The sequence below is a fragment of the Pantoea sp. SGAir0215 genome (assembly GCF_043543215.1).
The window spans coordinates 206,948-226,810 of the sequence record NZ_CP028031.1 but is presented as its reverse complement, the minus strand read 5'-3'; the positions used below and the strand labels follow the sequence as shown (position 1 = coordinate 226,810).

29 protein-coding genes and 1 rRNA gene are annotated in these 19,863 nt (G+C 51.2%); 24 read left to right on the top strand and 6 right to left on the bottom strand.

Features of this window, described 5'->3' with window-relative positions:
* Positions 1–3 precede the first annotated feature (3 nt).
* The 17 genes from rplE to C1N64_RS01100 all read left to right on the top strand — a co-directional run bounded on the left by rplE (position 4) and on the right by C1N64_RS01100 (position 8,628).
* Positions 4–543: a 50S ribosomal protein L5 gene (gene rplE / locus C1N64_RS01180; protein WP_006120591.1), complete on the top strand. Its 540-nt coding sequence runs from the start codon at positions 4–6 to the stop codon at positions 541–543.
* Between the two features lie 14 nt (positions 544–557).
* Positions 558–863: a 30S ribosomal protein S14 gene (gene rpsN, locus C1N64_RS01175; protein WP_006120592.1), complete on the top strand. Its 306-nt coding sequence runs from the start codon at positions 558–560 to the stop codon at positions 861–863.
* A 32-nt stretch (positions 864–895) separates the two neighbouring features.
* Complete coding sequence (gene rpsH / locus C1N64_RS01170) at positions 896–1,288, top strand: 30S ribosomal protein S8 (protein ID WP_006120593.1); 393 nt, start codon at positions 896–898, stop codon at positions 1,286–1,288.
* A 12-nt stretch (positions 1,289–1,300) separates the two neighbouring features.
* Entirely contained in the window at positions 1,301–1,834 is a 534-nt protein-coding gene (gene rplF / locus C1N64_RS01165; RefSeq protein WP_033741521.1) for a 50S ribosomal protein L6, read from the top strand.
* Between the two features lie 9 nt (positions 1,835–1,843).
* On the top strand, positions 1,844–2,197 hold the full coding sequence (gene rplR, locus C1N64_RS01160) for a 50S ribosomal protein L18 (protein ID WP_003850163.1): 354 nt from the start codon (positions 1,844–1,846) through the stop codon (positions 2,195–2,197).
* A gap of 14 nt (positions 2,198–2,211) precedes the next feature.
* Positions 2,212–2,712 carry a 30S ribosomal protein S5 gene (gene rpsE / locus C1N64_RS01155; RefSeq protein ID WP_006120595.1) on the top strand — a complete coding sequence of 167 codons (501 nt, stop codon included), beginning with the start codon at positions 2,212–2,214 and terminating at the stop codon, positions 2,710–2,712.
* 5 nt (positions 2,713–2,717) lie between these two features.
* Positions 2,718–2,897, top strand: coding sequence for a 50S ribosomal protein L30 (rpmD, locus tag C1N64_RS01150; RefSeq protein WP_003850166.1), 180 nt, complete (start codon positions 2,718–2,720; stop codon positions 2,895–2,897).
* Positions 2,898–2,900: 3 nt separating this feature from the next.
* Entirely contained in the window at positions 2,901–3,335 is a 435-nt protein-coding gene (gene rplO, locus C1N64_RS01145) for a 50S ribosomal protein L15 (protein WP_009087579.1), read from the top strand.
* Positions 3,336–3,342: 7 nt separating this feature from the next.
* Positions 3,343–4,674, top strand: a complete 1,332-nt coding sequence (gene secY, locus C1N64_RS01140; RefSeq protein WP_006120598.1) for a preprotein translocase subunit SecY — start codon at positions 3,343–3,345, stop codon at positions 4,672–4,674.
* Positions 4,675–4,706: 32 nt separating this feature from the next.
* Entirely contained in the window at positions 4,707–4,823 is a 117-nt protein-coding gene (gene rpmJ / locus C1N64_RS01135) for a 50S ribosomal protein L36 (RefSeq protein WP_004160566.1), read from the top strand.
* 144 nt (positions 4,824–4,967) lie between these two features.
* Positions 4,968–5,324 (top strand): 30S ribosomal protein S13, encoded by a 357-nt coding sequence (gene rpsM / locus C1N64_RS01130; RefSeq protein ID WP_003850176.1) that lies wholly within the window; start codon positions 4,968–4,970, stop codon positions 5,322–5,324.
* Positions 5,325–5,340: 16 nt separating this feature from the next.
* On the top strand, positions 5,341–5,730 hold the full coding sequence (rpsK, locus tag C1N64_RS01125) for a 30S ribosomal protein S11 (protein WP_004160563.1): 390 nt from the start codon (positions 5,341–5,343) through the stop codon (positions 5,728–5,730).
* Between the two features lie 32 nt (positions 5,731–5,762).
* On the top strand, positions 5,763–6,383 hold the full coding sequence (gene rpsD / locus C1N64_RS01120; RefSeq protein WP_006120599.1) for a 30S ribosomal protein S4: 621 nt from the start codon (positions 5,763–5,765) through the stop codon (positions 6,381–6,383).
* 25 nt (positions 6,384–6,408) lie between these two features.
* Complete coding sequence (locus tag C1N64_RS01115; protein WP_033741519.1) at positions 6,409–7,398, top strand: DNA-directed RNA polymerase subunit alpha; 990 nt, start codon at positions 6,409–6,411, stop codon at positions 7,396–7,398.
* 40 nt (positions 7,399–7,438) lie between these two features.
* Positions 7,439–7,825, top strand: coding sequence for a 50S ribosomal protein L17 (gene rplQ / locus C1N64_RS01110; RefSeq protein WP_009087575.1), 387 nt, complete (start codon positions 7,439–7,441; stop codon positions 7,823–7,825).
* Positions 7,826–7,918: 93 nt separating this feature from the next.
* On the top strand, positions 7,919–8,287 hold the full coding sequence (locus C1N64_RS01105; protein ID WP_033741516.1) for a DnaJ family domain-containing protein: 369 nt from the start codon (positions 7,919–7,921) through the stop codon (positions 8,285–8,287).
* An 86-nt stretch (positions 8,288–8,373) separates the two neighbouring features.
* The gene (locus tag C1N64_RS01100) at positions 8,374–8,628 is read left to right on the top strand and encodes an alternative ribosome-rescue factor A (protein WP_039343751.1); all 255 of its coding nucleotides are present in this window, start codon (positions 8,374–8,376) and stop codon (positions 8,626–8,628) included.
* Here the strand turns inward: C1N64_RS01100 and mscL are convergent.
* The 5 genes from mscL to def all read right to left on the bottom strand — a co-directional run bounded on the left by mscL (position 8,603) and on the right by def (position 13,343).
* Positions 8,603–9,013: a large-conductance mechanosensitive channel protein MscL gene (mscL, locus tag C1N64_RS01095; protein ID WP_006120604.1), complete on the bottom strand. Its 411-nt coding sequence runs from the start codon at positions 9,011–9,013 to the stop codon at positions 8,603–8,605. The two genes, C1N64_RS01100 and mscL, sit on opposite strands and share 26 nt — an antisense overlap.
* Before the next feature lie 109 nt (positions 9,014–9,122).
* Positions 9,123–10,499 (bottom strand): Trk system potassium transporter TrkA, encoded by a 1,377-nt coding sequence (gene trkA, locus C1N64_RS01090; RefSeq protein WP_033741512.1) that lies wholly within the window; start codon positions 10,497–10,499, stop codon positions 9,123–9,125.
* Between the two features lie 20 nt (positions 10,500–10,519).
* The gene (rsmB, locus tag C1N64_RS01085; protein WP_058702698.1) at positions 10,520–11,818 is read right to left on the bottom strand and encodes a 16S rRNA (cytosine(967)-C(5))-methyltransferase RsmB; all 1,299 of its coding nucleotides are present in this window, start codon (positions 11,816–11,818) and stop codon (positions 10,520–10,522) included.
* Positions 11,819–11,865: 47 nt separating this feature from the next.
* Positions 11,866–12,810: a methionyl-tRNA formyltransferase gene (fmt, locus tag C1N64_RS01080; RefSeq protein ID WP_394515196.1), complete on the bottom strand. Its 945-nt coding sequence runs from the start codon at positions 12,808–12,810 to the stop codon at positions 11,866–11,868.
* A 20-nt stretch (positions 12,811–12,830) separates the two neighbouring features.
* A complete protein-coding gene (gene def, locus C1N64_RS01075) occupies positions 12,831–13,343 on the bottom strand; it encodes a peptide deformylase (protein WP_006120608.1) in 513 nt (170 codons plus the stop codon).
* Between the two features lie 117 nt (positions 13,344–13,460).
* Here def and dprA point away from each other — a divergent pair, with 117 nt between their 5' ends.
* From dprA to C1N64_RS01045, 6 genes are read left to right on the top strand one after another with little or no spacing between them, the layout of a single operon-like run.
* Positions 13,461–14,585 (top strand): DNA-protecting protein DprA, encoded by a 1,125-nt coding sequence (gene dprA, locus C1N64_RS01070; protein ID WP_394515195.1) that lies wholly within the window; start codon positions 13,461–13,463, stop codon positions 14,583–14,585.
* Complete coding sequence (gene smg, locus C1N64_RS01065; RefSeq protein ID WP_006120660.1) at positions 14,557–15,030, top strand: DUF494 family protein Smg; 474 nt, start codon at positions 14,557–14,559, stop codon at positions 15,028–15,030. The genes dprA and smg overlap by 29 nt, the downstream gene beginning before the upstream one ends.
* 23 nt (positions 15,031–15,053) lie before the next feature.
* Positions 15,054–15,599, top strand: a complete 546-nt coding sequence (locus tag C1N64_RS01060) for a DNA topoisomerase family protein (RefSeq protein ID WP_367143594.1) — start codon at positions 15,054–15,056, stop codon at positions 15,597–15,599.
* Between the two features lie 9 nt (positions 15,600–15,608).
* The gene (gene tsaC, locus C1N64_RS01055; protein WP_033741505.1) at positions 15,609–16,181 is read left to right on the top strand and encodes an L-threonylcarbamoyladenylate synthase type 1 TsaC; all 573 of its coding nucleotides are present in this window, start codon (positions 15,609–15,611) and stop codon (positions 16,179–16,181) included.
* A gap of 3 nt (positions 16,182–16,184) precedes the next feature.
* Entirely contained in the window at positions 16,185–17,003 is an 819-nt protein-coding gene (aroE, locus tag C1N64_RS01050) for a shikimate dehydrogenase (RefSeq protein WP_033741503.1), read from the top strand.
* Positions 17,000–17,257 (top strand): DUF1488 family protein, encoded by a 258-nt coding sequence (locus C1N64_RS01045; RefSeq protein WP_110269052.1) that lies wholly within the window; start codon positions 17,000–17,002, stop codon positions 17,255–17,257. The genes aroE and C1N64_RS01045 overlap by 4 nt, the downstream gene beginning before the upstream one ends.
* Here C1N64_RS01045 and C1N64_RS01040 read toward each other — a convergent pair.
* Entirely contained in the window at positions 17,212–17,778 is a 567-nt protein-coding gene (locus C1N64_RS01040) for a gamma carbonic anhydrase family protein (protein WP_110269053.1), read from the bottom strand. The genes C1N64_RS01045 and C1N64_RS01040 overlap by 46 nt on opposite strands.
* A gap of 491 nt (positions 17,779–18,269) precedes the next feature.
* Here C1N64_RS01040 and C1N64_RS01035 point away from each other — a divergent pair.
* A 16S ribosomal RNA gene (locus tag C1N64_RS01035) occupies positions 18,270–19,811 on the top strand.
* Positions 19,812–19,863 lie beyond the last annotated feature (52 nt).

Genomic DNA, 19,863 nt, shown 5'->3' with positions numbered 1-19,863 from the left:
ACGATGGCGAAACTGCATGATTACTACAAAGACGAGGTAGTCCAGAAACTCATGTCTGAGTTCGGCTACAATTCTGTCATGCAAGTCCCTCGGGTCGAGAAGATCACCCTGAACATGGGTGTTGGTGAAGCGATCGCTGACAAGAAACTGCTGGATAACGCAGCAGCTGACCTGGCAGCAATCTCCGGTCAAAAACCGTTGATCACCAAAGCACGCAAATCAGTTGCAGGCTTCAAAATCCGTCAGGGCTATCCGATCGGCTGTAAAGTAACTCTGCGTGGCGAACGCATGTGGGAGTTCTTTGAGCGTCTGATCACCATTGCTGTACCGCGTATCCGTGACTTCCGTGGCCTGTCCGCTAAGTCATTCGATGGTCGTGGCAACTACAGCATGGGTGTACGTGAGCAGATCATCTTCCCAGAAATCGACTACGACAAAGTCGATCGCGTTCGTGGTTTGGATATTACCATTACCACTACTGCGAAATCTGATGATGAAGGCCGTGCTCTGCTGGCTGCCTTTGACTTCCCGTTCCGTAAGTAAGGTAGGGTTACTTAATGGCTAAGCAATCTATGAAAGCACGCGAAGTTAAGCGTGTGAAATTAGCAGACAAATTCTTCGCAAAACGCGCTGAACTGAAAGCGATCATTTCTGATGTGAACGCTTCCGACGAAGACCGTTGGGATGCCGTTCTCAAGCTGCAGAGTCTGCCGCGTGATTCCAGCCCTTCACGTCAGCGTAACCGCTGCCGTCAAACAGGTCGTCCGCACGGTTTCCTGCGGAAGTTTGGGTTGAGCCGTATCAAGGTCCGTGAAGCCGCAATGCGCGGTGAAATCCCGGGTCTGAAAAAGGCTAGCTGGTAATTGTCACCAATTGAATCACGGGAGTAACACAGATGAGCATGCAAGATCCGATCGCGGATATGCTGACCCGTATCCGTAACGGTCAGGCCGCGAACAAAGTTGCGGTCACCATGCCCTCCTCCAAGCTGAAATTGGCAATTGCCAACGTGCTGAAGGAAGAAGGCTTTATTGAAGATTTTAAAATCGAAGGCGACACCAAGCTGGAACTGGAACTGACTCTTAAGTATTTCCAGGGTAAAGCGGTTGTAGAAAGCATTCAGCGAGTAAGCCGTCCCGGCCTGCGCATCTATAAGAAAAAAGATGAGCTGCCAAAGGTAATGGCTGGTATGGGTATCGCTGTCATTTCTACATCGAAAGGTGTTATGACTGATCGTGCAGCGCGCCAGGCTGGTCTTGGTGGCGAAATTATCTGCTACGTAGCGTAATCGGAGGATACTATGTCTCGTGTTGCTAAAGCACCTGTCGTTGTTCCTGCCGGCGTAGAGGTAAAACTCAACGGTCAGGTAATTTCGATTAAAGGTAAAAACGGCGAGCTGACTCGTACTATCAATGATGCTGTTGAAGTTAAGCATGCTGACAACACTCTGACTTTCGCTCCGCGCGAAGGTTATGTTGACGGCTGGGCGCAGGCGGGTACTTCTCGCGCGCTGCTGAACGCAATGGTTATCGGTGTTACCGAAGGCTTCACTAAGAAGCTGCAGCTGGTTGGTGTTGGTTATCGTGCTGCCGTTAAAGGCAACGTAGTTAACCTGTCTCTGGGCTTTTCTCATCCAGTTGATCACCAGCTGCCCGCGGGTATCACTGCAGAGTGTCCGACTCAGACTGAAATCGTGCTGAAAGGCGCTGATAAGCAGGTGATCGGCCAGGTTGCAGCTGACTTGCGCGCCTACCGTCGTCCTGAGCCTTATAAAGGCAAGGGTGTCCGTTACGCCGACGAAGTCGTGCGTACCAAAGAGGCTAAGAAGAAGTAAGGTAACACTATGGATAAGAAATCTGCTCGTATCCGTCGTGCGACCCGTGCACGTCGCAAGCTCAAAGAGCTGGGTGCTACTCGCCTGGTGGTACATCGTACCCCGCGTCACATTTACGCACAGGTAATCGCCCCGAACGGTTCCGAAGTTCTGGTTGCTGCTTCTACTGTAGAAAAAGCTATCACTGAACAACTGAAGTATACCGGTAATAAAGAAGCCGCAGCTGCTGTAGGTAAAGCTATTGCAGAACGCGCAATCGAAAAAGGCATCACTGGTGTTTCTTTCGACCGTTCCGGTTTCCAATATCATGGTCGCGTCCAGGCACTGGCAGATGCTGCCCGTGAAGCTGGCCTTCAGTTCTAAGGTAGAGGTCTAAGATGGCACACATCGAGAAACAAGCTGGCGAACTGCAGGAAAAACTGATCGCGGTAAACCGTGTATCTAAAACTGTAAAAGGTGGTCGTATTTTCTCCTTCACCGCACTGACTGTAGTGGGTGATGGTAACGGCCGCGTTGGTTTTGGTTACGGTAAAGCGCGTGAAGTTCCAGCAGCGATCCAGAAAGCGATGGAGAAAGCCCGTCGCAACATGGTTAATGTCGCGCTGATCAACGGCACCCTGCAGCACCCTGTTAAAGGTGCGCACACTGGGTCCCGTGTGTTCATGCAGCCGGCTTCAGAAGGTACCGGTATCATCGCCGGTGGTGCAATGCGCGCCGTTCTGGAAGTCGCTGGAGTACATAACGTTTTGGCAAAAGCCTATGGTTCTACTAACCCGATTAACGTGGTTCGTGCAACTATCGACGGCCTGGGCAATATGAAGTCTCCGGAAATGGTCGCTGCTAAGCGTGGTAAATCCGTTGAAGAAATTCTGGGGTAATCACGATGGCAAAGACTATTAAAATCACTCAAACCCGTAGTTCAATCGGCCGCTTGCCTAAGCATAAAGCCACTCTGGTTGGCCTGGGTCTGCGTCGTATTGGTCATACCGTAGAGCGTGAAGACACGCCAGCTGTACGCGGCATGGTCAACGCGGTTTCCTACATGGTTAAAGTGGAGGAGTAAGAGATGCGTTTAAATACTCTGTCTCCGGCCGAAGGGTCTAAGCACGCTACCAAGCGTCTGGGTCGTGGTATCGGTTCTGGCCTCGGAAAAACCGGTGGTCGTGGTCACAAAGGTCAGAACTCACGTTCTGGCGGTGGCGTACGTCGCGGTTTCGAAGGTGGTCAGATGCCTCTGTACCGTCGTCTGCCGAAGTTCGGTTTCACCTCTCGCAAAGCAATGATCACCACAGAGATTCGTCTGTCTGATCTGGCGAAAGTTGAAGGCGGTATCGTCGACCTGAACGCGCTGAAAGCAGCCAACATTGTCGGTGTCCAGATTGAGTTCGTTAAAGTCATTCTGTCTGGTGAAGTTTCTGCACCGGTAACGGTTCGCGGCCTGCGTGTCACCAAAGGTGCTCGTGCTGCAATCGAAGCTGCTGGCGGTAAAATCGAGGAATAAGTAGCAGATGGCTAAACAACCGGGATTAGATTTTCAAAGTGCCAAAGGTGGCTTTGGTGAACTGAAACGCAGACTGCTGTTTGTTATCGGTGCACTGATTGTCTTCCGCATTGGCTCTTTCATTCCAATCCCTGGTATTGATGCCACTGTACTTGCCAAACTGCTTGAGCAACAGCGTGGCACCATCATTGAAATGTTTAACATGTTCTCTGGTGGTGCTCTCAGCCGTGCTTCTATTTTTGCTCTGGGTATCATGCCGTATATTTCGGCATCTATTATTATCCAGCTGTTAACGGTGGTTCATCCTGCCTTAGCAGAAATCAAGAAAGAAGGGGAGGCTGGCCGTCGTAAGATTAGTCAGTACACCCGTTACGGTACGTTGGTATTGGCCATATTCCAGTCGATCGGTATTGCTACCGGTTTGCCGAATATGCCTGGTATGCAAGGCCTGGTAATGAATCCAGGCTTTGCATTCTATTTTACCGCTGTTGTAAGTCTGGTTACCGGGACAATGTTCCTGATGTGGCTGGGCGAACAGATTACTGAACGTGGTATCGGTAACGGTATCTCGATCATTATCTTCGCGGGTATTGTTGCGGGACTTCCGCCGGCCATTGGCCATACCATCGAGCAAGCGCGGCAAGGTGACCTGCACTTCCTTCTGTTGCTGTTGGTTGCAGTTCTCGTATTTGCAGTGACCTTCTTTGTTATTTTCGTTGAGCGTGGTCAACGCCGCATCGTGGTGAACTATGCGAAACGTCAACAAGGTCGTCGCGTTTACGCTGCACAGAGCACACATTTACCGTTGAAAGTGAATATGGCAGGGGTTATCCCGGCAATCTTCGCTTCCAGCATTATTCTGTTCCCGGCAACGATTGCATCGTGGTTCGGGGGCGGTACCGGTTGGAACTGGCTGACAACAATTTCGATGTATTTGCAGCCAGGACAGCCGCTTTATGTGCTACTCTATGCGACTGCTATCATCTTCTTCTGTTTCTTCTACACGGCGTTGGTTTTCAACCCGCGTGAAACAGCAGATAACCTGAAGAAGTCTGGTGCATTCGTACCGGGAATTCGTCCGGGAGAGCAAACGGCGAGATATATCGATAAAGTAATGACACGGTTAACCTTAATCGGTGCCCTCTACATTACCTTTATTTGCCTTATCCCGGAGTTCATGCGTGATGCGATGAAAGTTCCTTTCTACTTTGGCGGTACATCGCTGCTTATCGTAGTGGTCGTCATCATGGACTTTATGGCTCAAGTGCAAACTCTGATGATGTCAAGTCAGTACGAGTCTGCATTGAAGAAAGCTAACCTGAAGGGCTATGGCCGTTAATTCAGGTGGTTGAGAAGTTACGGAGAGTAAAAATGAAAGTTCGTGCTTCCGTCAAGAAATTATGTCGTAACTGCAAAATCATTCGTCGCGACGGTGTCGTTCGTGTGATCTGCAGCGCCGAGCCAAAGCATAAACAGCGCCAAGGCTGATTTTCACATATTTTTCTTGCAAAGTCGGGTTGAGCTGGCTAGATTAGCCAGCCAATCTTTTGTATGTCTGTACGTTTCCATTTGAGTATCCTGAAAACGGGCTTTTCAGCATGGTGCGTACATATTAAATAGTAGGAGTGCATAGTGGCCCGTATAGCAGGCATTAACATTCCTGATCAGAAACATACCGTTATCGCATTAACTTCGATCTTCGGTATTGGTAAAACTCGTTCTAAAGCCATTTGCGCTTCAACGGGTATTGCTGAAAATGTTAAGATCAGTGAGCTGTCTGAAGAACAAATTGATCAGCTGCGTGATGCAGTTGCTAAATTCGTTGTTGAAGGTGATCTGCGCCGTGAAATCACCCTGAGCATCAAGCGTCTGATGGACCTTGGTTGCTACCGTGGTTTGCGCCATCGTCGTGGTCTTCCGGTTCGCGGTCAGCGCACCAAGACCAACGCACGTACCCGTAAGGGTCCGCGTAAACCGATCAAGAAATAATCGGGGTGAGTAAATAATGGCAAAGGCACCAGTTCGTGCACGTAAGCGTGTAAGAAAACAAGTCTCAGATGGCGTGGCTCATGTCCATGCGTCTTTTAACAACACCATCGTTACCATTACTGATCGTCAGGGTAACGCACTGGGTTGGGCAACCGCCGGTGGTTCCGGTTTCCGCGGTTCACGTAAATCTACGCCGTTTGCTGCTCAGGTCGCTGCAGAGCGCTGTGCAGAAGCTGTAAAAGATTACGGTATTAAGAACCTGGAAGTTATGGTTAAGGGTCCGGGTCCAGGCCGCGAATCAACGATTCGTGCTTTGAACGCCGCTGGTTTCCGCATCACGAACATTACTGATGTGACTCCGATCCCTCACAACGGTTGTCGTCCGCCGAAAAAACGTCGCGTATAACGTCCGTTTTTTAGGTTAGTTGGAGAAAGAAAATGGCAAGATATTTGGGTCCTAAGCTCAAGCTGAGCCGTCGTGAGGGCACTGACTTATTCCTTAAGTCTGGCGTTCGCGCGATTGATTCCAAGTGTAAGATTGAACAAGCCCCTGGTCAGCACGGTGCGCGCAAGCCACGTCTGTCTGACTACGGCGGTCAGTTACGTGAAAAGCAAAAAGTTCGTCGTATCTACGGTGTGCTTGAGCGTCAGTTCCGTAACTATTACAAAGAAGCAGCACGTCTGAAAGGCAACACCGGTGCAAACCTGTTGGCTCTGCTGGAAGGCCGTCTGGACAACGTCGTTTATCGTATGGGCTTTGGTGCCACGCGTGCGGAAGCACGTCAGCTGGTCAGCCATAAGTCTGTTCTGGTAAATGGTCGCGTTGTTAACATCGCTTCTTATCAGGTATCTCCGAATGATGTCGTTAGCATCCGTGAGAAAGCCAAAAAGCAATCTCGCGTGAAGGCCGCTCTGGAGCTGGCTGAGCAGCGTGAAAAGCCAACCTGGCTGGAAGTTGATGCAGCTAAGATGGAAGGTGTGTTCAAACGTATTCCTGAACGTACTGATCTGTCTGCGGACATTAACGAACACCTGATCGTCGAGCTTTACTCTAAGTAAAGCTTAGTACCAAAGAGAGGACACAATGCAGGGTTCTGTGACAGAGTTTCTAAAACCGCGCCTGGTAGATATCGAGCAAGTGAGTTCGACGCACGCCAAGGTGACCCTTGAGCCTTTAGAGCGTGGCTTTGGCCATACTCTTGGTAACGCGCTGCGCCGTATTCTGCTTTCATCAATGCCGGGTTGCGCGGTGACCGAGGTTGAAATTGATGGTGTACTGCATGAGTACAGCACCAAAGAGGGTGTACAGGAAGATATCCTGGAAATCCTGCTCAACCTTAAAGGTTTGGCGGTAAGAGTTCAGGGCAAAGATGAAGTTATTCTTACCTTGAATAAATCTGGCATTGGCCCTGTGACTGCAGCCGACATTACCCATGATGGTGATGTCGAAATCGTCAAGCCGCAGCATGTGATCTGCCATCTGACCGATGACAACGCATCTATTAGCATGCGTATCAAAGTTCAGCGTGGTCGTGGTTATGTGCCGGCTTCTGCCCGAATTCATTCGGAAGAAGATGAGCGCCCAATCGGCCGTCTGCTGGTCGACGCTTGCTACAGCCCTGTAGACCGTATCGCCTACAATGTTGAAGCAGCGCGTGTAGAGCAGCGCACCGACCTGGACAAGCTGGTCATCGAAATGGAAACCAACGGCACAATCGATCCTGAAGAGGCGATTCGTCGTGCGGCGACCATCCTGGCAGAACAACTGGAAGCTTTCGTTGACTTACGTGATGTACGTCAGCCGGAAGTGAAAGAAGAGAAACCAGAATTCGATCCGATCCTGCTGCGCCCTGTTGACGATCTGGAATTGACTGTCCGCTCTGCTAACTGCCTTAAGGCAGAAGCTATCCACTACATCGGTGATCTGGTACAGCGTACTGAGGTTGAGCTGCTTAAAACGCCTAACCTTGGTAAAAAATCTCTTACCGAGATTAAAGATGTGCTGGCCTCACGTGGTCTGTCTCTGGGCATGCGCCTGGAAAACTGGCCACCGGCAAGCATTGCTGATGAATAACCCGATCACAGGTTAAGGTTTCACTGAGAAGGATAAGGTCATGCGCCATCGTAAGAGTGGTCGTCAACTGAACCGCAACAGCAGCCATCGTCAGGCTATGTTCCGCAACATGGCTGGCTCTCTGGTTCGTCACGAGATCATCAAGACGACTCTGCCGAAAGCCAAAGAGTTGCGCCGCGTAGTTGAGCCGCTGATTACTCTTGCCAAGACCGACAACGTAGCTAATCGTCGTCTGGCATTCGCCCGTACTCGTGATAACGAGATCGTGGCAAAACTGTTTAATGAGTTAGGCCCGCGTTTCGCGAGCCGTGCAGGTGGTTACACTCGCATTCTGAAGTGTGGCTTCCGCGCTGGTGACAACGCTCCGATGGCATACATCGAGCTGGTTGATCGTCCAGAAGCTCAAGCAGAAGCTGCAGCAGAGTAATCTGTTGCAACGTGAAAAACCCGCTTCGGCGGGTTTTTTATTGCCTGTCATTTTGCGTCTGCTACGCTTGTGGTGTTATGAAGGAGGTGAACAATGTGGTTAATTGATCAGCTTGCAGAACAGCATATTAAAGCCGCGCAGGAGAAAGGTGAGCTGAGTGATCTGCCGGGCGAAGGCGCACCGCTGAATCTCGAAGACGACAGTCAGGTTCCACCTGAACTACGAGCAGGATACCGACTGTTAAAAAATGCAGGTTTTCTTCCCCCCGAACTTGAGCTGCGCCGCGAAGCACTTCAGGTCAGCGATCTTTTACAGCATTTAGATCCTGACGATCCAGAGGCGCTGATCCAGACACAACGATTACGGCAACTGAAGATAAGGCTGAGCCAGGCCGGTATGCGCACTGATTTTCTTGAGGGGGAATATGGTCGTGCGATTAAGACCAAACTCGTGCCCGATTAAGGTGTATTTTTTGTCGCTGTTGTGCGCGTATAATGAGTTTGCTTAATCTTTTCACCGCATTATTCCATTACTCAACCGGAGAAGTTATGTCCAGATACCGTCATACGAAAGGACAAATACAGGATAACGCCTTACAGGCATTGTTACACGACCCGCTGTTCAGGCAACGTGTTGAAGAAAAACAAAAAGGCAAAGGCAGTTACCGGCGTAAAGAAAAACATGGGAAAGGCTGGGAGGCCAGTGATAAGCAAGCCGTTTATCACTGGCCTTCTGCTTTACAGACACAAAAAAGCCGCTTCAGAGCGGCTTTTTATTTTAGATTTTCGTATTCTGTTGTTTGAGTAAATCGCGGATTTCTGTCAGAAGCAGTTCTTCATTTGTAGGCTTAGGTGCCGGTTTTTCTACTTCTTTCTTCTTATACAGTTTGTTCATCAGCTTAATCGCCATAAAGATAGCAAAAGCAACAATGATGAAATCAAATACGGTTTGCAGGAAAATACCATATTCCATAACGACAGCCGGTGTGTTGCCGACGGCAGGTTTAAGCACCCAGCTAAACGATTTGAAATCAACGCCGCCAATCAGCAAGCCCAGCGGTGGCATAATGATGTTCGCGACCAGTGATGAAACAATCTTACCGAATGCCGCACCGATAATCACACCGACGGCCAGATCAACCACGTTGCCGCGCATCGCAAAATCACGAAACTCTTTGAATAAACTCATACTTCTCTCCTTGCCTTAGCCAATGCCATAAAGTTTAACAAAGCTCACAATATTTGCCATTAACCACAGACAATAAGCAACTGACATGTCAGTGCTGGCTTTTTATGTGTTATAGGAAAAACGGACTGGGCTGGAACAGGCGCTCGACGTCCGGCACAAACTTTTTATCGGTTAAAAACATCACAACGTGATCGCCCTGTTCAATACGCAGATTGTCATTCGCTATCATCACATCGTCGCCGCGCACCACAGCACCAATCAGTGTGCCTGGTGGCAGCTTGATATCATCAACTGACCGTCCCACCACGCGCGATGTGGTTTCGTCGCCATGCGCGATGGCTTCGATGGCTTCAGCAATGCCTCGACGTAATGACGAGACACCCACAATATCGGCTTTGCGCACATGTCCCAGTAAGGCCGAGATGGTCGCCTGCTGGGGCGAAATGGCGATATCAATGACGCTGCCCTGGACCAGATCGACATAAGCACGGCGTTGAATCAGCACCATAACTTTCTTGGCACCCATTTTTTTGGCCAGCATGGCAGACATGATATTGGCTTCGTCATCATTGGTGACGGCGATAAACAAATCCACCTGCTCAATATGCTCTTCCGCCAGTAGTTCCTGATCGGAGGCATCACCGTAAAAGACCACCGTGTCGTGCAACTGTTCAGCCAGTTCGGCCGCGCGCTGGGGATTGCGCTCAATAAGTTTCACGCTGTAGTTTTTCTCGAGCTTTTGCGCCAGGCCAAAGCCAATGTTGCCGCCGCCTACTAACATGATGCGTTTATAAGGCTTTTCCAGGCGCTGCATTTCACTCATTACCGCACGAATATGCTGGCTGGCGGCAATGAAGAAAACTTCATCACCGGCTTCGATAATGGTGGAGCCCTGTGGCCGGATAGGGCGGTCCTGACGAAAAATCGCCGCTACGCGCGTATCGATATGGGGCATGTGATCGCGCAGGATCGACAATGGATTGCCCACCAGGGGGCCACCGTAATAGGCTTTCACGACTGCGAGGCTCACTTTGCCTTCAGCAAAATTAACTACCTGCAACGCGCCCGGATATTGAATCAGGCGGTAAATATTGTCGATAACCAGTTGCTCAGGCGAAATCAGATGGTCGATAGGCACTGCTTCGGGAATAAAAAGCTTATCCGCATCGCGCAGATAGTCAGCCGCACGTATGCGGGCGATACGATTTGGCGTGTTGAAGAGCGAATACGCGATTTGACAGGCTATCATGTTGGTTTCGTCAGAGCTGGTAACGGCGACCAGCATATCGGCGTCTTCCGCGCCCGCCTCACGGAGAACCCGTGGGTGGGAACCATGACCCTGCACAACACGTAAATCAAATTTATCCTGTAACTGACGTAAACGTGCTGAATCTGTATCAACAACTGTTATATCGTTGTTTTCGCCAACCAGATTTTCGGCCAGTGTGCCTCCAACCTGGCCAGCACCAAGAATGATGATTTTCATCGCTTTTCAAAGCCTTTTCATTATGCGTTAGCGTCTTTAATCAGCTTAGCGTAGAAAAATCCGTCTCCGCCTTCAGCGTCAGGGAACACCTGCCAGCCCGTTTCGGGCGCGCCTGAAAGGGAGATAGCCTGTGCATCCGCATGTCGCTGTAAGAAACCGCTGATTTGCTCATGGTTCTCTTCCGGTAGGACAGAGCAGGTCGCGTAGATCATCGTACCGCCCGCTTTAAGAAGCGTCCAGGTGGCCTCCAGAATGTCACGCTGCAAAGCGGCCAGTTCGCTGATATCGCGATCGCGGCGTAACCATTTGATATCCGGATGGCGGCGAATCACGCCTGTGGCTGAGCAGGGCGCATCCAGCAGGATACGATCAAACTGCCGTTGGTCACACCATTGCTGCGGAGTACGGCCATCACCTTGTTTGACCTCGGCGGTCATTCCCAGCCGTGTCAGGTTTTCGGTTACGCGCTTCAGTCGTTGTGCGTCCACATCCACAGCGAGGACCTGCGCGTCAGGGGCTATTTCTAAAATATGCGTCGTTTTGCCGCCTGGCGCTGCACACAGATCGAGAATATGTTCGCCATTTTTAGGCGCAAGCAGAAGCGCACAGCGCTGTGCTGAGAGATCCTGCACCGTAACCCAGCCCTGGTCGAAACCGGGTAACTGGTGAACCGGCGCTGGCGAGGCCAGGCGTAATGCTTCCGGCACATCCTCTGCGGTCATCGCCTCTCTTTCACTGGCGGTCAGCAGAGCAAGCCAACTGTCACGGGTATGGTGCTGACGGTTAACCCGCAGCCACATCGGTGGGCGTTGGTTATTCGCGTCAACAATCTGTTGCCAGCGATCTGGCCAGGCAAGCTGCAGTCGGTTCAGTAGCCATCCGGGATGAAGATGGCGCTGTGGACCTTCCTGGATGCTGGCAAGGAGTTCCTCCTGACGGCGCTGGAACTGACGTAACACACCGTTGATCAATCCTTTCAGATTGGCACGTTTCAGCACTTCAGCACCAGCAACGGTCTCGGCTAATGCCGCATGTGCCGGGACGCGCGTGTAGAGTAACTGGTACAGGCCCACCATGATCAGAAAATGCAGCGTACGCTGTTTGCCGGTCAGAGGGCGCTCCATCAATTTCCCGATAAGCGCTTCCAACTGCGGTAACGTTCGTAACACACCAAAGCAGATCTCTTGCACCAGAGCGGCGTCTTTATCGGCGACTTTTTTCTGTGCGGCAGGCAGCACAGTATTGAGTGACTCGCCCTTATCGACAACACGTTCAATCAGTTGTGCAGACAGGCTACGAAGGTTGGATGATTTAGTCATAAGATAGTGCCATCAAACAAAAGGCCCGGATTTACCGGGCCTGAATGTCAGTCCAGAAGAGAGCCAGGTTCAAACCATTCCCGGCGCGAGTTGAGCAGATCCTGTGCCGACATCGGTTTTTTACCGGCGGGTTGCAACTGAAGTAAATTGAGTACGCCGTCGGCGGTGACAATGTGAATGCCCTGTTTGTCAGCCTTAACGATCTCGCCTGGTCGTTTATTGACATGAGGTAAAACACCGGCTTGCCATACTTTTACTGGCTGATCATTTACCATAAAAAAGCTAACCGGCCAGGGATTAAAGGCGCGAATGCAGCGTTCAAGCTGTTCCGCGGGCAACTGCCAGTCAAGACGTGCTTCCTCTTTGCTGAGCTTCTCAGCATAATTTGCCAGGGTTTCATCCTGTTTCACCGGCTGGGCGTTGCCCTCACGCAATTGCGACAAGGTTGTCAGTAGCCCTTCTGGTCCGAGGCTGGCCAGCTTGTCGTATAATGAAGCACTGGTGTCTTCAGCAGTAATAGGGCAGGCCAGTTTTACCAGCATATCACCGGTATCCAGCCCGACATCCATTTGCATGATGGTGACACCGGTTTCCTGATCACCTGCCCAAAGCGCGCGCTGAATAGGCGCCGCGCCGCGCCAGCGTGGCAGCAACGAACCATGTACGTTGATGCAGCCCAGACGTGGCATCTCTAGCACGGCTTTCGGCAGGATAAGGCCATAAGCCACCACGACCATGACATCGGCCTGCAAATCGGCAACCAACTGTTGGTTTTCCGCAGGGCGCAACGATTTGGGCTGAAAAACCGGAATGTCGTGGGCAAGAGCCAGCGCTTTTACCGGGCTCGCGGTCAACTTATTGCCGCGCCCGGCAGGGCGGTCTGGTTGGGTAAAAACGCCAACGACCTTATGCTCAGATGCGAGCAACGCGTCAAGGTGACGCGCCGCGAAGTCTGGTGTGCCAGCAAAGATTATATTAAGCGGGGCAGACACGTTTATCCCTTTTTCAGATCTCAAGAGGCCTGGGCGTTTTGCCGCGCCAGTTTTTCTAACTTTGTCTTGATTCGCTGACGCTTTAAAGGCGACAGATAATCGATAAACAGTTTGCCATCCAGATGATCAATTTCATGCTGAATACAGATAGCCAGCAGGTCACCGGTTTCCAGTTCAAACGGCTTACCTTCGCGATCTAACGCTCGCACTTTTACCCGCTCTGCACGAGGCACAAAGGCGCGTTGCTCAGGAATGGACAGGCAACCTTCTTCGATACCTGTTTCACCACTTTTTTCCAGAAGCTCGGGATTGATCAATACCAGTCGCTCGTCCCGGTTCTCAGAGACATCAATCACAATGATGCGCTGATGAATATCCACCTGCGTAGCGGCAAGGCCGATACCTTCTTCGGAATACATGGTTTCGAACATATCATCAACGATACGCTGAACTTCTGCGTTAACTTCTTTGACTGGCGCGGCGATCTTGCGCAGGCGCTCGTCAGGAAAATGTAACACCTGTAAAACTGACATAAATATCCAGATCTATATTCTAAAAGGAAAAGATTACTGCCTCATATTGTAGACTTTTTAGTACCTGATTGACAGCATTCTGCGGAGGGATGCGACGGTTATCAGGAGGCCGTGACGATGGAAAAAAGGGCGCGATTACTGCGGCTGGCCGCGATACCCGGCCTGACGGGCCGACGCTGGCTGAACGCGGCGCAGCAACTGTGCGCAGGTCAGGATATTGATGTGATATTAAGCCAAAAGGGCTTCGAGACAGCGCAACATCATTATGCCCATCAGAAAACCACGGACTGGCTGGCAACCGTTAACACTTGGCTGGCACAGTGTTCAACGCATCACCTGATTACGGCGCTGGATGCGCATTACCCCGCTCAACTCCTTGAAACGGCCTGTTTCCCTCCGCTCTTATATGTAAACGGTGATCCAACCGTATTATCTTCACCTCAACTGGCGGTGGTAGGCAGCCGTCTGTGTTCGCCCTCAGGCCGTTACTGGTGCGACTGGTTCACCCAACAACTGGCATTGAGCGGTTTGACCATAACCAGTGGGCTGGCTATCGGGATTGATGGCGTGGCACACCGTGCCGCATTAAATGTGCAGGGTAAAACCGTGGCCGTACTGGGGAGTGGACTGGCCCATCTGTATCCCAAAAAACACACTGCGCTGGCGCAGGAGATTGTTATGCAGGGAGGCGCCGTAATCTCGGAGTTTCCGCTTACTGCCGCGCCACTTGCGCATCAGTTTCCGCGCAGAAACCGTATTATCAGTGGGTTAAGTCAGGGTGTTCTCGTCATTGAAGCGTCATTAAAAAGTGGTTCATTAGTCACAGCCCGTTATGCATTAGAGCAGAATCGCAATGTTTATGCCTTACCGGGTGCGCTGGGTAACAGCGGCAGTGAGGGGACAAACTGGCTGATCCAACAAGGTGCCATGTTGGTGGCACATCCTAATAACATTGTCGAAGATTTACGCGCTATGCTTAACTGGTTACCTGTTAACCCGTCAGATGAAATTTATTCTGATGCCAGTGACGATGCTCCATTGCCATTTGCCGAGCTGTTGGCTAACGTAGGTGATGAGGTTACACCTGTTGACGTTGTCGCTGAACGTGCCGGCCAACCTGTGCCAGTTATTACAGCTCAATTGCTGGAACTGGAGTTAGCAGGATGGATCGCAGCTGTACCCGGCGGCTATGTCCGATTGAGGAGGGCATGCCATGTTCGACGTACTCATGTACTTGTTTGAGACCTATATCCACAACGAAACAGAAATGGGTGTTGATCAGGACAGATTGACAGATGACTTGACGGATGCCGGTTTCCACCGCGAAGATATTTATAATGCGTTGAACTGGTTAGAGAAATTGGCGGACTATCAGGAAGGACTGGTCGCACCAATTTTGCTGGCAAATGATCCGCTCTCTATGCGCATCTATACCGATGAAGAGAGCAAGCGTTTAGATGCCGAAAGCCGCGGTTTCCTGCTGTTCCTGGAGCAAATCCAGGTACTGAGTCTGGAAACACGAGAAATGGTCATTGAACGTGTCATGGCGCTTGATACGCTGGATTTCGATCTTGAGGATCTTAAATGGGTGGTGCTGATGGTGCTGTTTAACATCCCTGGATGTGAAAACGCGTATCAGCAGATGGAAGAACTGCTATTCGACGTCAACGAAGGTATGCTGCATTAAATTTTTACTAATGCATGACTGTTATGAGTAAAACCGCACTCTTTACTGTGCGTAAACAGGATCCCTGCCCCGCATGCGGGGCAGAACTTGTTATACGTTCAGGAAAGCATGGCCCATTTTTGGGCTGTGCAAATTACCCTGCCTGTGACTATATCAAGCCTTTGGGAAACCAGGGTGATGGGCATGTTGTCAAAGTTCTGGAAGGCCACGTTTGCCCACAATGCGGGGCGGATAAAGTATTACGCCAGGGCCGATTTGGCATGTTTATTGGCTGTAGCGACTATCCTGCGTGTGATTACACCGAAACCATCGATAAACCGGATGAAACCACGATCGACTGTCCGCAGTGTCAGCAGGGTAAGCTGGTACAACGCCGCTCGCGTTTTGGTAAAACGTTTCATGCCTGCGAACGCTATCCAGCCTGTCAGTTTGCCGTGAACCTGACGCCAGTGGCGGGGCGCTGTCCGCATTGTGAATTTCCGCTTTTAGTCGAGAAAAAGACGGCGCAGGGCATCCGGCTTTTCTGCGCCAGTAAAAGTTGTGGCAAAGCTATTATTCAAGAGACATAAGACATAACCATGTTAAATCAACCCGTTGCCGGCTCATTGCAGGATTGTGTAAGCCATCTTAACCAGCATGCTGTGATTGCCTATCCCACCGAAGCGGTATTCGGCTTAGGCTGTGATCCCGATAATGAATCTGCGGTCATGGCACTGCTGGCATTAAAAAAACGGCCAGTAGAGAAAGGCTTGATCCTGATAGCTGCCGACTATGATCAGCTTAAACCTTACGTATCAGATGAGGCCTTAACCACGGAGCAGCGTGAACGTATGTTTGCCTGTTGGCCAGGCCCGGTCACCTTTGTCGTGCCTGCTTCTCCGGTTACCCCGCGCTGGTTAACCGGGCAATTTGATTCGCTGGCCATCCGCGTTAGCGATCATCCGGATGTTCAGGCGCTGTGCCGGGCGTTTGGAAAACCTTTGGTATCGACCAGCGCTAATCTTTCCGGTCAGCCACCGTGCCGTTCAGTCGAAGAGGTCAAATTGCAGTTTGGCACCGCGTTTCCCGTATTGAATGGAAAGACAGGAGGAAGGCTCAATCCTTCTGAGATTCGCGATGTCATCAGCGGCAATTTGATACGCCAGGGTTAATATATGGCAAATTTTGCAGTTTTCGGTCATCCCATTAGTCACAGCAAATCGCCGCACATTCATCAGGCGTTTGCGCGACAGACAGGAATCTCTCTTCAGTATGATCGTATTGATGCGCCTGTTGATGCTTTTCCTGAGACTCTCCGCACTTTTTTCCACGACGGCGGGGCGGGTGCGAACATTACGCTGCCTTTTAAACAGCAGGCGTGGGCATTTGCCGACCAGTTGACCGAGCGCGCTGCGCTGTCAGGGGCTGTGAACACGCTAAAGCTGTGTGATGATGGCCAAATTCTTGGCGACAATACGGATGGTATTGGGCTGCTCAGCGATCTTCAGCGCCTTGGGATGATTAAGCCCGACAGCCATCTTCTGCTGGTGGGGGCAGGTGGGGCCGCTCGGGGCGTCATTCTCCCTCTGCTTTCAATGGGAGCAACGATCACGGTCGTGAACCGAACGGCGTTGAATGCGCAGACTCTGGCCGCAGAGTTTGCCCATCGCGGAGCGATTAATGCGTGTTCGTTTGACGCGCTTGTGGATAGACATTTCGACCTTGTCATTAATGCCACATCAAGTGGTATTCAGGGAGAAGTACCGCCGTTGCCGCCTTCATTAGTTCATGCTGAGCTACGTTGCTACGATATGTTCTATCAGAGTGGCTTAACGCCTTTCCTGCGCTGGTGTCAGCAGCACGGTTCATCTCATCTTGCTGACGGGCTGGGGATGCTGGTGGGTCAGGCCGCGCATGCCTTTCATCTATGGCACGGGGTGATGCCCGAAATCGCACCGGTCATCGCCTCATTAAAAGCCGGGATGCAGTCATGAACCAGGCGATACAGTTTCCTGATCGGGAAAGCCTGAATACAGAACTAAGGGCCGTTTGTTTCCCTGTTCTGGTAAACGGGTTGGGCTTAACCTGCGCTATCAGTGTTGAGGCGCTTAATGAACAGTTCGGTGAGGGAGAAGCGATGACGCTGTTTCGCCATCATCGCTGGGATTTGGAAGATCAGGCCGAAGACTGCATTCGAAACGATCAGGTCGATAATGAAGGATGGGTCTGGCTGTCTCCGGCCAGATAGTCGTTCTTCCAGTTAACATAGTTGCTGGCAGAGTAAAGTAGACCTTCAATTTCTTTTTCATTCAGCGGCCGGATTTGTTTGACCGGGCTCCCGACATACAGATAGCCACTTTCCAGTCGTTTGCCGGGGGGAACCAGGCTCCCGGCACCAATCATAACGTCGTCTTCAACAATGACGCCATCCAGTACGATTGAGCCCATTCCAACCAGTACGCGATTGCCTATCGTGCAGCCATGCAGCATCGCTTTATGCCCAACCGTTACGTCTTCCCCAATTATCAGAGAAAAACCGGCAGGGTTGGCCTCTGATTTATGCGTGACATGCAGGACGCTGCCATCCTGAATATTGGTTCGGGCACCAATATGCACCTGGTTCACATCGCCACGAATAGCGACTAACGGCCAGATACCTACATCATCTTCCATAATGACGTCACCCGCTACCACGCTGGTGGGATCAACCATGACGCGCAGACCCAATTTTGGGAAAAGATGTTTGTAAGGGCGTAACGCTACAGTCATTTTGTTCTCCTTTTACTGAGTTTACTGGCAGCCTGATGCGATTCTGACCAACTGGCAAGGGGATTTTGTGCCGGATCGTTGGTGATCTAATCAATATGAATGTTTTCTCGGCAGTCAGTAAAAAGATCCAAAAAAAGGGTTGTGCAATTCATTCGGATCCCTATAATGCGCCTCCATCGACACGGCACAACGGCTTACGGAATGCGGTGTTGAGAGGGTCAGGCAACTGAGCCGCCGGAGAAAAACTTCTGAAAAAGAGGTTGACTCTGAAAGAGGAAAGCGTAATATACGCCACCTCGCAACAGACGGTTAACCCGCTGGTTGCACTGCTCTTTAACAATTTATCAGACAATCTGTGTGGGCACTCGCAGGATTGATATCCGCGTCTCCGGACGCAAAAAAATATCAAGTCTTAAGAGTGAACACGTATTGAAATTCATTACGACGTTTTCCTTGAGCACCGCTGCACTGGTTGCAGCAAATCAAACTTTAAATTGAAGAGTTTGATCATGGCTCAGATTGAACGCTGGCGGCAGGCCTAACACATGCAAGTCGGACGGTAGCACAGAGGAGCTTGCTCCTCGGGTGACGAGTGGCGGACGGGTGAGTAATGTCTGGGAAACTGCCCGATGGAGGGGGATAACTACTGGAAACGGTAGCTAATACCGCATAACGTCGCAAGACCAAAGTGGGGGACCTTCGGGCCTCACACCATCGGATGTGCCCAGATGGGATTAGCTTGTAGGCGGGGTAACGGCCCACCTAGGCGACGATCCCTAGCTGGTCTGAGAGGATGACCAGCCACACTGGAACTGAGACACGGTCCAGACTCCTACGGGAGGCAGCAGTGGGGAATATTGCACAATGGGCGCAAGCCTGATGCAGCCATGCCGCGTGTATGAAGAAGGCCTTCGGGTTGTAAAGTACTTTCAGCGGGGAGGAAGGTGCTGAGGTTAATAACCTCAGCAATTGACGTTACCCGCAGAAGAAGCACCGGCTAACTCCGTGCCAGCAGCCGCGGTAATACGGAGGGTGCAAGCGTTAATCGGAATTACTGGGCGTAAAGCGCACGCAGGCGGTCTGTTAAGTCAGATGTGAAATCCCCGGGCTTAACCTGGGAACTGCATTTGAAACTGGCAGGCTTGAGTCTCGTAGAGGGGGGTAGAATTCCAGGTGTAGCGGTGAAATGCGTAGAGATCTGGAGGAATACCGGTGGCGAAGGCGGCCCCCTGGACGAAGACTGACGCTCAGGTGCGAAAGCGTGGGGAGCAAACAGGATTAGATACCCTGGTAGTCCACGCCGTAAACGATGTCGACTTGGAGGTTGTTCCCTTGAGGAGTGGCTTCCGGAGCTAACGCGTTAAGTCGACCGCCTGGGGAGTACGGCCGCAAGGTTAAAACTCAAATGAATTGACGGGGGCCCGCACAAGCGGTGGAGCATGTGGTTTAATTCGATGCAACGCGAAGAACCTTACCTACTCTTGACATCCAGCGAACTTGGCAGAGATGCCTTGGTGCCTTCGGGAACGCTGAGACAGGTGCTGCATGGCTGTCGTCAGCTCGTGTTGTGAAATGTTGGGTTAAGTCCCGCAACGAGCGCAACCCTTATCCTTTGTTGCCAGCGATTCGGTCGGGAACTCAAAGGAGACTGCCGGTGATAAACCGGAGGAAGGTGGGGATGACGTCAAGTCATCATGGCCCTTACGAGTAGGGCTACACACGTGCTACAATGGCGCATACAAAGAGAAGCGACCTCGCGAGAGCAAGCGGACCTCATAAAGTGCGTCGTAGTCCGGATCGGAGTCTGCAACTCGACTCCGTGAAGTCGGAATCGCTAGTAATCGTGGATCAGAATGCCACGGTGAATACGTTCCCGGGCCTTGTACACACCGCCCGTCACACCATGGGAGTGGGTTGCAAAAGAAGTAGGTAGCTTAACCTCCGGGAGGGCGCTTACCACTTTGTGATTCATGACTGGGGTGAAGTCGTAACAAGGTAACCGTAGGGGAACCTGCGGTTGGATCACCTCCTTACCTGAGGATACCTTCGTGCGAAGTGCTCACACAGATTGTCTGATAGAAAAGT

Excerpts from the sequence above, each read along its gene's own strand:
- rplE (WP_006120591.1), top strand. The coding sequence starts at position 4 with ATGGCGAAACTGCATGATTACTACAAAGACGAGGTAGTCCAGAAACTC.
- rpsN (WP_006120592.1), top strand. The coding sequence starts at position 558 with ATGGCTAAGCAATCTATGAAAGCACGCGAAGTTAAGCGTGTGAAATTA.
- rpsH (WP_006120593.1), top strand. The coding sequence starts at position 896 with ATGAGCATGCAAGATCCGATCGCGGATATGCTGACCCGTATCCGTAAC.
- rplF (WP_033741521.1), top strand. The coding sequence starts at position 1,301 with ATGTCTCGTGTTGCTAAAGCACCTGTCGTTGTTCCTGCCGGCGTAGAG.
- rplR (WP_003850163.1), top strand. The coding sequence starts at position 1,844 with ATGGATAAGAAATCTGCTCGTATCCGTCGTGCGACCCGTGCACGTCGC.
- rpsE (WP_006120595.1), top strand. The coding sequence starts at position 2,212 with ATGGCACACATCGAGAAACAAGCTGGCGAACTGCAGGAAAAACTGATC.
- rpmD (WP_003850166.1), top strand. The coding sequence starts at position 2,718 with ATGGCAAAGACTATTAAAATCACTCAAACCCGTAGTTCAATCGGCCGC.
- rplO (WP_009087579.1), top strand. The coding sequence starts at position 2,901 with ATGCGTTTAAATACTCTGTCTCCGGCCGAAGGGTCTAAGCACGCTACC.
- secY (WP_006120598.1), top strand. The coding sequence starts at position 3,343 with ATGGCTAAACAACCGGGATTAGATTTTCAAAGTGCCAAAGGTGGCTTT.
- rpmJ (WP_004160566.1), top strand. The coding sequence starts at position 4,707 with ATGAAAGTTCGTGCTTCCGTCAAGAAATTATGTCGTAACTGCAAAATC.
- rpsK (WP_004160563.1), top strand. The coding sequence starts at position 5,341 with ATGGCAAAGGCACCAGTTCGTGCACGTAAGCGTGTAAGAAAACAAGTC.
- rpsD (WP_006120599.1), top strand. The coding sequence starts at position 5,763 with ATGGCAAGATATTTGGGTCCTAAGCTCAAGCTGAGCCGTCGTGAGGGC.
- C1N64_RS01115 (WP_033741519.1), top strand. The coding sequence starts at position 6,409 with ATGCAGGGTTCTGTGACAGAGTTTCTAAAACCGCGCCTGGTAGATATC.
- rplQ (WP_009087575.1), top strand. The coding sequence starts at position 7,439 with ATGCGCCATCGTAAGAGTGGTCGTCAACTGAACCGCAACAGCAGCCAT.
- C1N64_RS01105 (WP_033741516.1), top strand. The coding sequence starts at position 7,919 with ATGTGGTTAATTGATCAGCTTGCAGAACAGCATATTAAAGCCGCGCAG.
- C1N64_RS01100 (WP_039343751.1), top strand. The coding sequence starts at position 8,374 with ATGTCCAGATACCGTCATACGAAAGGACAAATACAGGATAACGCCTTA.
- mscL (WP_006120604.1), bottom strand. The coding sequence starts at position 9,013 with ATGAGTTTATTCAAAGAGTTTCGTGATTTTGCGATGCGCGGCAACGTG.
- trkA (WP_033741512.1), bottom strand. The coding sequence starts at position 10,499 with ATGAAAATCATCATTCTTGGTGCTGGCCAGGTTGGAGGCACACTGGCC.
- rsmB (WP_058702698.1), bottom strand. The coding sequence starts at position 11,818 with ATGACTAAATCATCCAACCTTCGTAGCCTGTCTGCACAACTGATTGAA.
- def (WP_006120608.1), bottom strand. The coding sequence starts at position 13,343 with ATGTCAGTTTTACAGGTGTTACATTTTCCTGACGAGCGCCTGCGCAAG.
- dprA (WP_394515195.1), top strand. The coding sequence starts at position 13,461 with ATGGAAAAAAGGGCGCGATTACTGCGGCTGGCCGCGATACCCGGCCTG.
- smg (WP_006120660.1), top strand. The coding sequence starts at position 14,557 with ATGTTCGACGTACTCATGTACTTGTTTGAGACCTATATCCACAACGAA.
- C1N64_RS01060 (WP_367143594.1), top strand. The coding sequence starts at position 15,054 with ATGAGTAAAACCGCACTCTTTACTGTGCGTAAACAGGATCCCTGCCCC.
- tsaC (WP_033741505.1), top strand. The coding sequence starts at position 15,609 with ATGTTAAATCAACCCGTTGCCGGCTCATTGCAGGATTGTGTAAGCCAT.
- aroE (WP_033741503.1), top strand. The coding sequence starts at position 16,185 with ATGGCAAATTTTGCAGTTTTCGGTCATCCCATTAGTCACAGCAAATCG.
- C1N64_RS01045 (WP_110269052.1), top strand. The coding sequence starts at position 17,000 with ATGAACCAGGCGATACAGTTTCCTGATCGGGAAAGCCTGAATACAGAA.
- C1N64_RS01040 (WP_110269053.1), bottom strand. The coding sequence starts at position 17,778 with ATGACTGTAGCGTTACGCCCTTACAAACATCTTTTCCCAAAATTGGGT.